Here is an 11,956-nt window from a genome sequence, read left to right on the forward strand (position 1 = left end):
AGAATCCCGAAATGGAGGAACGTCAGGCGCTGACGTTCTCCTTCTCGGTGCTGCGATCCGCGTAGATATAGAGCGGCCGCGCATTCCCCTCGATCACGTCCTCGGAGATAACGACCTCCTGCACGCCTTCCAGCGTCGGCAGGTCGAACATCGTATCGAGTAGCATCGCCTCCATGATCGACCGCAGGCCACGCGCCCCGGTCTTGCGCTCGATCGCCTTGCGGGCGATCGCCGTCAGCGCGTCCGAATGGAAGGTTAGCTCGACATTCTCCATCTCGAACAGCCGCTGGTACTGCTTGACCAGCGCGTTCTTCGGCTGCTCCAGAATCTGCACCAGCGCCGGCTCGTCGAGATCCTCGAGCGTCGCCAGGACCGGCAAACGGCCGACGAACTCGGGGATCAGGCCAAACTTCAGGAGATCCTCGGGCTCGACCTGGCGGAAAACGTCGCCGGTGCGCCGCTCGTCCGGCGAGGCGACGTTCGCCGCGAAGCCGATCGAGGTCTTGCGGCCGCGATCCGAGATGATCTTGTCGAGACCGGCAAAGGCGCCACCGCAGATGAACAGGATGTTGGCCGTATCCACCTGCAGGAACTCCTGCTGCGGATGCTTGCGGCCACCCTGCGGCGGCACGGAAGCGACCGTGCCTTCCATGATCTTCAAGAGCGCCTGCTGCACGCCCTCGCCCGACACGTCGCGGGTGATCGACGGGTTGTCGGACTTGCGGCTGATCTTGTCGATCTCGTCGATATAGACGATGCCGCGCTGCGCCCGCTCGACGTTGTAGTCGGCCGACTGCAGCAGCTTCAGGATGATGTTCTCGACGTCCTCGCCAACATAGCCGGCTTCGGTGAGCGTCGTTGCGTCCGCCATCGTGAAGGGCACGTCGAGGATCCGCGCCAGCGTCTGGGCCAGCAGCGTCTTGCCGCAGCCGGTCGGACCGATCAGCAGGATGTTGGACTTCGCAAGCTCGACGTCGTTGTTCTTCGCCGCGTGCGCGAGACGCTTGTAGTGGTTGTGCACGGCGACCGACAGGACCTTCTTGGCGAAGGACTGGCCGATAACGTAGTCGTCGAGAACCGCGATGATCTCCTGCGGCGTCGGCACGCCCTCGCGCGACTTCACCATCGAGGATTTGTTTTCCTCGCGGATGATGTCCATGCAGAGTTCGACGCATTCGTCGCAGATGAAAACCGTCGGCCCGGCGATCAGCTTACGGACTTCGTGCTGGCTCTTTCCGCAGAAAGAGCAATAGAGCGTGTTCTTGGAATCGCCGCCGCTCGTTTTGCTCATTCGTCTTTCCTTCCGATCCGGTCCCCTCCAGGGAATCCGTTTATCGCTTCCGCGTCGAGCCTACTGCCACTTCACCGGCTCGCATAGGACCTGCCGGGGCAGGACTGCGATTTCGCACCGCACATTGTCGCACATTACAGCGTAGTGGCGAATGCTTGAGTGGCGCTTAACACCCTGGCCGGCATTATCCGCCCGCAAGTGTGGCCGTGACGTGGCGTCCTAGCTCTTGACCTCGGTCTCGAGGGCCACCCGCGAGGAGTAGACCTTGTCGACGATGCCGAACTCCCGCGCTTCTTCCGCCGTCATGAAGTGGTCGCGATCGAGCGTCCGTTCAATGGTCTCGTAATCCTGGCCGGTGTGCTCGACATAGACCTCGTTCAACCGGCGCTTCAGCTTGATGATGTCCTGGGCATGGCGCTCGATGTCCGACGCCTGTCCGGAGAAGCCGCCCGACGGCTGATGCACCATGATGCGGGCGTTCGGGGTGGCGAAGCGCATGTCCTTGTGGCCGGCGCAGAGCAGCAGCGAACCCATCGAGGCGGCCTGGCCGATGCACAGCGTCGACACGGCGGGCCGGATGAACTGCATCGTGTCGTAGATCGCCATGCCGCTGGTCACGATGCCGCCCGGCGAGTTGATGTAGAGGGCGATTTCCTTCTTCGGATTCTCGGCCTCGAGGAACAGGAGCTGGGCGCAGACCAGCGTCGCCATCGAATCCTCGATGGGACCGGTGATGAAGATCACCCGCTCCTTGAGCAGCCGGGAGAAGATGTCGTAGGCGCGCTCGCCGCGGTTGGTCTGCTCGACCACCATCGGGACGAGGTTCATCGCGGTTTCGACGGGATGTGTCATGGAAGCGTCTCGCTGCTTGGTCGGATGGCGATCACCGGACGGTGGCACCACAGAATCGGGTTGGGCCTGTGACCCCGTAGATAGGGCTTTGCAATCGGCCAGTGCAAGGCGGCTTGGAAGCAGCCGCTTTTAGCCTCTGCCGTGTCGCCGGTCCGTCCATGCCGCCGGGGATCAGCCGCGCCCATCGCCCGAGCTGTCGATATCGCTTTCGCCGGGCGGAATTGGCTTACCGGCGGCGTCCACCGAACCATGCTGCGAGCCGCCGCCGCGCTCCGCCGGCTCGCCCGGTTCGAACACCGGCGGCAGGCTCTCGACCGGCCGGGCACCCTCCGGAGCGTCCTGCGCCTCGACCCGCACCGGCGGCGCCCTGCCCTTGCGGTCCTCGCCGAACCAGACCGTCGTCTGCGGGAACGGGATCTCGATGCCGCGCTCGTCCGCCATGCGCTTGACGATCTCGCGGTAGGCGCGACCGATACCCCACTGGGTACCCGGCTTGGTCATCACCCGACCACGAATAACCACGGCCGAATTGCCGAGCTCCTGGACGCCCCACATGTCGAACTCGCTGATCAGGTTCTCGCCCACCGCGCCCTGCTTCAGCTCGTCGAAGGCGTCGTGCATCATCTGCTTCACGTCGTCGATGTTCTCGCGATAGGCGACGCCGACGTCGGCGACGTAATAGGCGAAGTCCTTGGAGAAATTGGCCACCTGGTCGACCGACGAGAACGGGATCAGGTACCACGTTCCCTCGACGGTCCTGAGGCCGACCGAGCGCACCGTCAGGTGCTCCACCGTTCCTGAAATGCCGTTCACCTCGACGATATCGCCCTCGTTCATCGCGTTCTGAACCTGGATGAATGCCCCGGTGATGATGTCCTGGACGAATTTCTGCGCGCCGAAACCCACGGCGAGACCGACGACGCCGGCACCCGCGAGCAGCGGGGCGATGTTGATGCCGAGCTGCGAAAGCACCAGCATGGTCACCACCACCACCATGGTGATGGTGAAGGCGTTGCGGAACAGCGACAGGAGCGTGCGCTCCCGCGCGGTGGGGACGGTGCCGTAATGCGGGTTGAGCCGGTACTCGACCCAAGAGGAGACGGCGATGTAGACCCCGACGCCGAGCACCAGCACGATCCCGGCTCCGATGATACTGCCGACGAAGAGCTGGCCGAGCGACGTCGCCAGCCAGCCGCTGACGCTGAGCAGGCTCCACGCCTCGAGAATATACGCAACGACGATCAGGATCACGATCACCCGGATCACCGTCAGGGCGTTCGGAATGAAAGAGTTGACCCGCTTCTCGAGCAGCGGCAACCGATCCTTGGCGGTCTGCGGGATAGGAATGCCGCTGGCGATCACCCGCGACAGCACCGAGACGATCAGCCCGCCGACAGCCATCGCCGCCACGGACTTGAGCGACGCCGTCGCCAGGAAGGCGAGGCCCGTTTCCGGGCTGCGCAGCCAGACAATGAACACGGTCAGCGCGAAGCCGATGGCGAGCAGCCACCAGATCTGCCCGAGAAAGGCGTTGACGCGTGCACCGAAGCTCTTGTCGCCGCGGTGCTTCGCCCGCTTCAGCCGCTCGCGGACGACGCCGCGATTGCGCAGGATGAGCCCGATCGTCAGACCGAGCGTCACGAACACGACGACGAAGCGCACCGCGTCGGCGGCGGCGTCGCTGGAGGCCTGCTGGACGATCGGGGCCACGAATAGGAACGTATAGCCGAGGATCGAGATCAGCCGGGATATCCAGAAATACCAATATCGCGCCTGCCGGTCGGAGAACGGCGTCAGACGCAGCTGCGGGTAGCCCGGGGACACGAAGGCGGCGACGCCGACCTTGATCATCTCGATCAGCAGGAACGCGTTGAGGAACAGCGCCTGGTTGATGCCGGGGCGGCCGTCGTTGAAGATCGTCGCCACGAGATAGCCGCCGGCCCAGCAGAGAAAGATCGACAGCGCGTCTGCCAGCGCCGAGACGACGAGCAACGCCAGCTTCCGCAGCGGCCCGGCATGCTCGGCGCCGCGCGCCAGCCGTCGGAACATCGGCGTTTTGGCAAGCCGCCCGAGCGCCAGGATCAGGAAGACCATGACGGCCACCAGCCCGACCGGCGCCACCGCCTCGAAAATCCGCGGAATGTTGATGCGCCCTGCGCCCGAGAGCATGGCGAGCGATGCCGAGCCGCTGTCGCGCAGATGCGTCCATGTCTCCCCGAGACTGCCGACGACGGCGCGGGTGTAGACGGCGATCCGGCCGGGCAACGTCAACGCCGCGGCCTCGGCGACAGGATCCCCCGCCCCGGCCTCAGCCGGCGCGCGATAGGCAGCCGCCCTGAGCGATTCGATCAGGCGGGCTCTCGTGTCGTCGCTCTCGAGGATCCGGATCAGCTCGTCGAGCGATGGCTCGTCGGCGCCAGCCGCCTCCTCCGTACCGGTGCCGAGCGACAGGCTCGGCATCTGCGCCTGTACCGCGCCCGTCCAGAGGAGCAGCGCGATGAGACCGGCGAGAAGAGCGACAGGGCGAAGATGCGTCATGCAGGAAGAACCGTATTTGCCTCGGTGCCAGAGAGGTGCGGGGAGCGGCAGATTCCGTTCCGACCGCCGCCGGCATGGTCTCGCCGGAAGCCACATTCCTATTTCGGGGCGCTTTGACGAGACTGAGGCGCCTAACGAAAAGGGCCGACTTGCGCCGGCCCTTTCAAGCTCATTTCTTGAGTGGCAGGGATCAGGACGCGGCGGTCAGCGCCTTGTCGTCCTCGTCCTCGGCCATCAGCTCTTCCTTGGTGACCGTCTTGTCGGTGACGTCGGCTTCCGCCAGGAGGTGGTCGACGACCTTCTCCTCGTAGATCGGCGCACGCAGGCTGGCGAGCGCGTCGGGGTTCTTCTGGAAATATTCGTAGAGCTGCTGCTCCTGCCCCGGATAGCGACGAAGCTGCTCGAACATCGCCCGCTGCAGTTCCTCGTCGGTGATCTGGACGTTGGCCTTCTCGCCGATCTGCGAGAGCACCAGCCCGAGACGGACCCGGCGCTCGGCGAGGCGGCGATATTCGGCGCGCGCCTCGTCCTCGGTCGTGTCCTCGTCCTCGAACGACTTGCCGGCCTGCGTCAGCTCGTTCTGGACCTGCGTCCAGATGTTGCCGAACTCGGCCTCGACCAGCTTCTCCGGCAGCTCGAAATCGTAGGTCTCGTCCAGCGCGTCGAGCAGCTGCCGCTTGACCTTCTGGCGGGTCGCGACGCCGTACTGGCTCTCGATCTGCTCGCGCACCACTTCCTTGAGGCGCGCGACGGATTCGATGCCGAGCTTCTTGGCCAGCTCGTCGTCGATCTCGGTCTCGAGCGGAGCTGCCACCGACTTGATGGTGACGTCGAAGGTCGCAGCCTTGCCGGCGAGATGCGCGGCGCCGTAATCCTCGGGGAAGGTCAGCTCGACGACCTTCTCGTCGCCGGCGGCAAGACCGATCAGCTGGTCCTCGAAGCCTGGGATGAACTGGCCGGAGCCGAGCACGAGATTGGAGTCGCTCGCCGTCCCGCCGTCGAAGGGCTCGCCGTCGACCTTGCCGACGAAGTCCATCGTCACGCGGTCGCCGGTCTCGGCCTTGCCGTCCTTCGGCTCGTAGGTCTTGGCGCTGTCGGCGATGCGCTTGACCTGCTCGTCGACTTCCTCGTCGGCGATCTCGACGATCGGCCGCTCGATCTTGATGCCGCTCGTATCCTTCAGCTCGAAGGTCGGCAGCGTCTCGTAGGAGAGCGTGAAGCTGAAGTCGGACTTGCCGTCGAGAACCTTCTCGGCCTCGCCCTCGTCCTCGGTCATCACGATTTCCGGCTGCATCGCGGAGCGCTCGTTGCGCTCGGCGATAACGTTGCGCGGCGTCTCGTTGATGATCTGGTTGACGATCTCCGCCATCATCGACTTGCCGTACATCTTGCGCATGTGCGAGATCGGCACCTTGCCCGGCCGGAAACCCTTCAGCTGCACCCGGTCCTTGGCTTCGTAGAGCCGTGTCTGGAGGCGCGCTTCAAGGTCCGAAGCCGGCACGACGATCTGGATCTCGCGCTTCAGGCCCTCGGCCTTGGTTTCCGTTACCTGCATTCTCGATACCTTCTTGATCTTGATAAGAGCCGATCCGTCACGCGGTCGGGCTTGTCACGAATTCGTCAGCAGCAGACTGGTGCGGGTGGAGGGACTTGAACCCCCATGCCTCTCGGCGCTTGGACCTAAACCAAGTGCGTCTGCCAATTCCGCCACACCCGCAGGAGCGCCGACAAAGGGCGACGCGAGGCGCCGGCCTCTATATCACCCGTGTCCGGGGCACGAAAGGGCAATCTCCCGGGAAATTCCGGGAGATATCGCCGAAAAAGACCGGTTTGCGGATCAGGCGGCGCCGAATAATACCCGCCGCCGCGGCGGCGGGGGCGGCCGGCGAGGGATGCCGCCGACGGCAGCTTCCTGCGACATTCGCGCAAGCTGCTGATTCGCTTATGCGAACCAAGGCTATGTTGCATTGCACCAAGCGCAAGGCTGTTATGCGCATTCGTGTCTAGCGACGGCGGCGCCGGCCACCTAACTTCCAAACACCGAAGCGGCGCAGCCAAATCAGCGAAACCGCTTCAATCGATTGAAATCGCATACAGGCGATACGACATGAACATCATGCGCTCTTACAGCAACTGGCGGCGCTACCGCGAGACGGTCAATGAGTTGAACCGACTGTCCCAGCGCGAGTTGTCCGACCTCGGCATCTCGCGTGCCGACATCCCTTCCCTGGCTCGCCGCGCAATCGGCTGACGCCTGACGACATCGAGTTTCGCGACGGCCCACCTCCTCCCGGGTCCTAGCGGATACGGGGCTGCCACTCCTCCTCCCAATCGGCAGTCTCACCTAAGTCGCCCGCCGGGTCCTCCCCCCGGCGGGCGCACAGAATTGCAGATTTCGCCGAGAGCCCTCTCCTCCCTGGGCTTAAGGCGAATGTCGACCCGCGCATCCTCCTCCCAAGCGCGCGGGTTTTTCTTGGTCGCTCGCCGGGTCCTCCCCCCGGCGAGCGTGCCGGGAAATTGGTTTCGCGACGGCCCACCTCCTCCCGGGCCCGAGCGGATAGTGGCCTGCGCATCCTCCTCCCAGCGCAGGTACAGTAGCGACGCCCGTCAGGTCCTCCCCCTGACGGGCGTTTTCGTTTGTGGTGTCCTGGTGCGACCCGTCGGCCCTTCCGGCAAGCGCGCCGCGCTGCTAGACTCTGCCGATGTCAAACAAGCCCATTCACATCGTCGGCGGCGGCCTCGCCGGCTCGGAAGCCGCATGGCAGATCGCCGAACAGGGCGTGCCCGTGGTGCTGCACGAGATGCGCCCCACCCGCGGCACCGAGGCGCACAAGACCGAGCATCTCGCCGAACTCGTCTGCTCCAACTCGTTTCGTTCGGACGACGCCGAGTCGAATGCCGTCGGCGTGCTGCACGCCGAGATGCGACTGGCCGGCTCGCTGATCATGCGGGCCGCCGATTCCCATCAGGTGCCCGCCGGCGGCGCGCTGGCAGTGGACCGCGACGGGTTCGCCGCTTCCGTCACCGCGGCGATCGAGTCGCATCCGCTGATCCGGATCGAGCGCGGTGAGGTCGACGGCCTGCCTCCGGCCGAATGGGGCTCGTCCATCGTCGCGACCGGGCCGCTGACTGCTCCGGCGCTCGCGGAATCCATCCGCGCTGCTACAGGTGCCGACGCGCTGGCGTTCTTCGACGCCATAGCGCCGATCGTGCATTTCGATTCGATCGACCTCGACAAGGCCTGGTTCCAGTCGCGCTACGACAAGGTCGGGCCGGGCGGGACCGGCAAGGACTACATCAACTGTCCGCTCGACAAGGAAACCTACGAGCGCTTCGTCGCGGCGCTGGTCGAGGGCGACCGCACAGAATTCAAGGAATGGGAAGGCACGCCCTATTTCGACGGCTGCCTGCCGATCGAGGTGATGGCGGAGCGCGGGCCGGAGACGCTGCGTCACGGGCCGATGAAGCCGATGGGCCTCACCAACGCGCATCAGCCGGACATCAAGCCCTATGCCGTGGTGCAGCTGCGCCAGGACAATGCGCTGGGCACGCTCTACAATATCGTCGGCTTCCAGACGAAGCTGAAACACGGCGCCCAGGCCGGGATCTTCCGGATGATCCCCGGGCTCGAAAACGCCGAGTTCGCCCGGCTGGGCGGCCTGCACCGCAACACCTATCTCAACTCGCCGGTGCATCTCGATGCGCGCCTGCGGCTCAAGGCGATGCCGCACGTACGCTTCGCCGGCCAGATCACCGGCTGCGAGGGCTACGTCGAATCGGCGTCGATCGGCCTTATCGCGGGACGCTTCGCTGCTGCCGAGGCGCTGGGTACGGAGATCGCGCCGCCCCCGCAGACCACGGCGACCGGCGCGCTGCTCGCCCACATCACCGGTGGTCACCTCGCCCACGAGGAGGAAGGCGGCAAGCGCTCCTTCCAGCCGATGAACGTCAATTTCGGTCTGTTTCCGCCGCTCGAGCCGGGTGCGGTCCAGAAGCCGGAAGGGATGAAACGCTTCCGCGGCAAGGAGAAATCTGCCGCTCGCAAGAAAGCGATGTCGGCACGGGCACTGGCGGACTTCGCCGCATGGCTTTCGCCCCGGGCGCTCGCCGACGCGGCGGAGTGATCCTGCCGACGATGCGAGGATCAGGTTAGGCCGGATCCCATTCGCTGGCGCGGAAGTGAAGGCTCATCGTCGCGGCGCTGATGGCGCCGCCGTCGCCCTCCTGGATGACCTGCCGCAACACCAGTCGCAGTCGACGCCCGCCCACGCCCTGCAGATCCAGCACAGGGGGCGCGAGCCGCTCCGGCGGAGTGGCGAAAACTGCTTCGGGAAGATCCGCGATGGCCGCCGTGAGATCGAATTGGTCCTCCGCCGTACCGACACGCACGACGAGTTGATTGCCCTCGATCCGGGCGGCCACGGGAATCGGCGATCGGGCGTCGGGCGCGTTTTCGTCGACCTCGCCGGCAGCAACGGACAGTTCGGTCGTGGCGCGGTCGTAGCCATCGGTGTCGACGACGAGGGTAGAACCCGCGGTGAAGCTGCGGACCGCCTGCAAGGTGGAGGGCCGAGACAGGCCGAGCCCCGCCATCAGTATGTCGAATGCCGAATTGTCTCTGCCCTGCGCTTCTGCCACTCGTTCGCGCAGCGCCGGATCGAGATAGGGCAGGACACGATGGATCTGCCCGGCATCCTCGAGCGCGTACAGCCGCGATCGCAGGCGGCGATCGGCATTGCCGCCGCGATCCGCCGCAACGAGCGTTGCATCCCCCTCGGCGCCGGTCGCATCCGCCTCCGCGACGATGAGCGCCGTCTGGCTTCGGCCGACGGTGCTGGCGGCGCCCCACGGCCCGAACGACGAGAGCGCGAGCAGCAGCAGCGGGACGGATGCCATGACGCGGATGTCGCCGCGCAACCGCTTCACCGCCTGCATCAGGACGACGACGCCGGCAGCCAGGACGCCGAGCGCCAGATAATAGCGCGGCAGCGTTACTCCCTCCGCCGCTATGCGGATCGTCGCGGCAATGGCCAACAGCACCAGCGGTACGACGAGTATTGCGACGAAGCTCCGCCTGAACAGCCGTATCGGCAGGGTCTCCTCTGCCAGGAAGGGCGCGATCGCGATCCGGAGCGCGAGCACGAGCAGCGCGAAGAAGGTGACGATCCAGCCGATCTCGTTGGCCGGCAGGCTGGCGGTCGCCAGGATCTTCACGGCGTAGAGGTGAAGCACCAGCGCTGTGACGAGCGCGAGCGGCGCCGCGATCCAGCCGACCATGATCCTGACGCCGGCCACCAGGCGATCCTCCGGCCCGGGCATCGCTTCCTCGAATCCCGCCGGCACGCGTCCTAGGGCGAAGAGTGGACCGATCAGGGTGAAGGCCGTGACGAAGATGTGCTCGTAGGCGGTGTTCGACAGTCCGACGGCGAAGAGGAAGCGGATCATCTCGAGGATTGCCGAAAGCCCGAGCGTGAACAGCAGCACCGACAGGAAGGCCAGGACGACGCCGACATTGGTCCAGAGCGTGTAGGTCCAGAAGCGCATGCCGTCGCCGCGCCGGATGAAGGGCGCCAGCGGCACGGCGAGGGTTACCGCTGCGATCAAGGCCGGCGGATAGACGCCGAAGCGCGGTCCGAACCAGATCGCCAGGCCGACAGCCAGCGCCGCGGCCAGCGCGCTGCCGTGTCTGATGAGCGAGGCCAGACCGCGCGCCTCCGAAGCGAGGGTGACCACGACGGCGCTGGCCGCTCCGCCGTAGAGCGAGGCGAGCAGCCAGGGAAGATCCGCTTCGTTCGGGAGGAAATAATCGCGGACGGCGAGATTGGACAGGAGCGAGATGGCGACGATCAGCAGCGTCGTCACAGGGAAACGCGCAGCGGCGGTTCCGGCGCCGCGGGCCAGCCCGGCCGTCACGCGCCGGAATCTTACCGACCCCGCCTCGAAGATCCTGCTCGCCATCCTGATATGCCTGTTCCCTCGAGCCGAGGAACCTGATGATCCCGGCCTGTCCGGTTCTAGTGACGCATCCAGCGCCAATAGTCGAAGCTCTTGCGTGGCGCCGCGATTGTGACCGGGCGGTCGAGCACCGACGACCCAGCCGCCTCCACCCGGTCGAGGTACCGGCCGGCGAGCGTGGCCGGCAGAAAGGCCGGTCGGATGGCGCGGGGCATGTCCGCGGCATGGCGATGAAACGCCACAAGATGCTCCCGGCCAAGCGCCACCATCGCAGAAACCGCACGAGTCGCCGGTCCGGCATCGCCCCGCAACAGCTCTTCCGGCGTGCAGCCCGCCGCCTGCAGCATGTCGGCCGGCAGGAACACCTGTTGCCGCGCGCGGTGGAGCGGCAGAAGCAGCAATGTCCCGGCCACCAATTGCGCGACACCCGCATGCCCGGCGGCATCCGCCACTTCGCCGGCCTCGCCACGCGACAGCACCAGACCCGCCAGCATGATCAACGTCGACGCCGTCTCGCCGGCATAGGCCTCGAAGGCATCGCGCGACGGCATCGGGTCGTCGTAGAGATCGAAGATCCGCGCCTCCAACATCCGATCGAAGGCATCACGCGGCAGCTGATGCCGCTCAATCGTCTCCAGCAGCGCCGCGGCGACCGGATTCGCCGCCGCCTCCCCCGGCGACGCGCCTTCTATCGTATCCCGCCACCATTGCAGCCGGATCTCGCCGGGTAGCGGCTGGCTGACCTGCTCGCGCACCCGCGCCACTTCGTAATTGAACGCGTAGAGAGCGGCGAGATCATCCTTTGCCGCCGCTGGCGCGAAAGCCAGCGAGAGCGCTCGGTCGCGGTCGTGCAACTCCACGAGGCGCAGGCACTCGGCGGCGTTCGCGCTCATGCCGCGTCGCCGTCGGCGGTTACCGCCGGGCGAGTCTCAGTCGACCGCCACGAGCGCAGCCGCCACCGGTCGGCCCTCGGAGAGCATGACGTTGAACGTCCGCACGGCCGCTCCCGTCGACATCGGATTGCAGGAAATGCCTGCCTGGCGCAGCCGGTCGGCGAGCGCCGGCGGCAACCGCCTGATGTCGCGTCCCGTCCCGAACAACAGAAACCGGATGTCATCGGCCTCTTCGAACACCTTGAGCAGCCGCTCGCCGTGGAAGGGCTGCTCGGCCGTCGCGTCCCAACCATAGATCCCGGATGGGAGGCAGAGGATCGAGCCGCGGTGCGACATGTCGGCAAAGCGAAATCCCCCATTGCCATAGGCTTCGATGGGCGCCCGCCCCGGAAAGTGGGCGGCACGGATCTCGGTTCCGCTGACCATG

The 11,956-nt window shown here is 65.9% G+C and carries 9 protein-coding genes and 1 tRNA gene; 2 read left to right on the forward strand and 8 right to left on the reverse strand.

Annotated features, from left to right (window positions below; genetic code table 11):
- Nucleotides 1–22: 22 nt before the first annotated feature.
- The 5 genes from clpX to GGR03_RS03875 all read right to left on the reverse strand — a co-directional run bounded on the left by clpX (nt 23) and on the right by GGR03_RS03875 (nt 6,398).
- A complete protein-coding gene (gene clpX, locus GGR03_RS03855; protein ID WP_163041865.1) occupies nt 23–1,291 on the reverse strand; it encodes an ATP-dependent Clp protease ATP-binding subunit ClpX in 1,269 nt (422 codons plus the stop codon).
- Nucleotides 1,292–1,510: 219 nt separating this feature from the next.
- Nucleotides 1,511–2,143 (reverse strand): ATP-dependent Clp protease proteolytic subunit, encoded by a 633-nt coding sequence (locus GGR03_RS03860; protein ID WP_163041866.1) that lies wholly within the window; start codon nt 2,141–2,143, stop codon nt 1,511–1,513.
- 171 nt (nt 2,144–2,314) lie between these two features.
- Nucleotides 2,315–4,681, reverse strand: a complete 2,367-nt coding sequence (locus tag GGR03_RS03865) for a mechanosensitive ion channel domain-containing protein (protein ID WP_183206213.1) — start codon at nt 4,679–4,681, stop codon at nt 2,315–2,317.
- Between the two features lie 190 nt (nt 4,682–4,871).
- Nucleotides 4,872–6,236 (reverse strand): trigger factor, encoded by a 1,365-nt coding sequence (gene tig / locus GGR03_RS03870; protein ID WP_183206214.1) that lies wholly within the window; start codon nt 6,234–6,236, stop codon nt 4,872–4,874.
- 77 nt (nt 6,237–6,313) lie between these two features.
- A tRNA-Leu gene (locus tag GGR03_RS03875) sits at nt 6,314–6,398 on the reverse strand.
- Between the two features lie 390 nt (nt 6,399–6,788).
- Between GGR03_RS03875 and GGR03_RS03880 the strand changes: the two genes are divergently transcribed.
- Nucleotides 6,789–6,932, forward strand: coding sequence for a DUF1127 domain-containing protein (locus GGR03_RS03880; RefSeq protein ID WP_183206215.1), 144 nt, complete (start codon nt 6,789–6,791; stop codon nt 6,930–6,932).
- 451 nt (nt 6,933–7,383) lie between these two features.
- Nucleotides 7,384–8,805 (forward strand): methylenetetrahydrofolate--tRNA-(uracil(54)-C(5))-methyltransferase (FADH(2)-oxidizing) TrmFO, encoded by a 1,422-nt coding sequence (gene trmFO, locus GGR03_RS03885; protein ID WP_183206216.1) that lies wholly within the window; start codon nt 7,384–7,386, stop codon nt 8,803–8,805.
- 25 nt (nt 8,806–8,830) lie between these two features.
- Here trmFO and GGR03_RS03890 read toward each other — a convergent pair whose 3' ends face one another.
- The 3 genes from GGR03_RS03890 to GGR03_RS03900 are packed head-to-tail and all read right to left on the reverse strand — an operon-like array spanning nt 8,831 to nt 11,955.
- Nucleotides 8,831–10,639: a DUF4153 domain-containing protein gene (locus GGR03_RS03890; protein WP_183206217.1), complete on the reverse strand. Its 1,809-nt coding sequence runs from the start codon at nt 10,637–10,639 to the stop codon at nt 8,831–8,833.
- Between the two features lie 56 nt (nt 10,640–10,695).
- Entirely contained in the window at nt 10,696–11,529 is an 834-nt protein-coding gene (locus GGR03_RS03895) for a phytoene/squalene synthase family protein (protein ID WP_183206218.1), read from the reverse strand.
- Nucleotides 11,530–11,565: 36 nt separating this feature from the next.
- On the reverse strand, nt 11,566–11,955 hold the full coding sequence (locus GGR03_RS03900; RefSeq protein WP_183206219.1) for an Mth938-like domain-containing protein: 390 nt from the start codon (nt 11,953–11,955) through the stop codon (nt 11,566–11,568).
- Nucleotide 11,956 lies beyond the last annotated feature (1 nt).

Origin of the sequence: Aurantimonas endophytica, assembly GCF_014196845.1 — a bacterium.
GTDB classification, from domain to species: domain Bacteria; phylum Pseudomonadota; class Alphaproteobacteria; order Rhizobiales; family Rhizobiaceae; genus Aurantimonas; species Aurantimonas endophytica.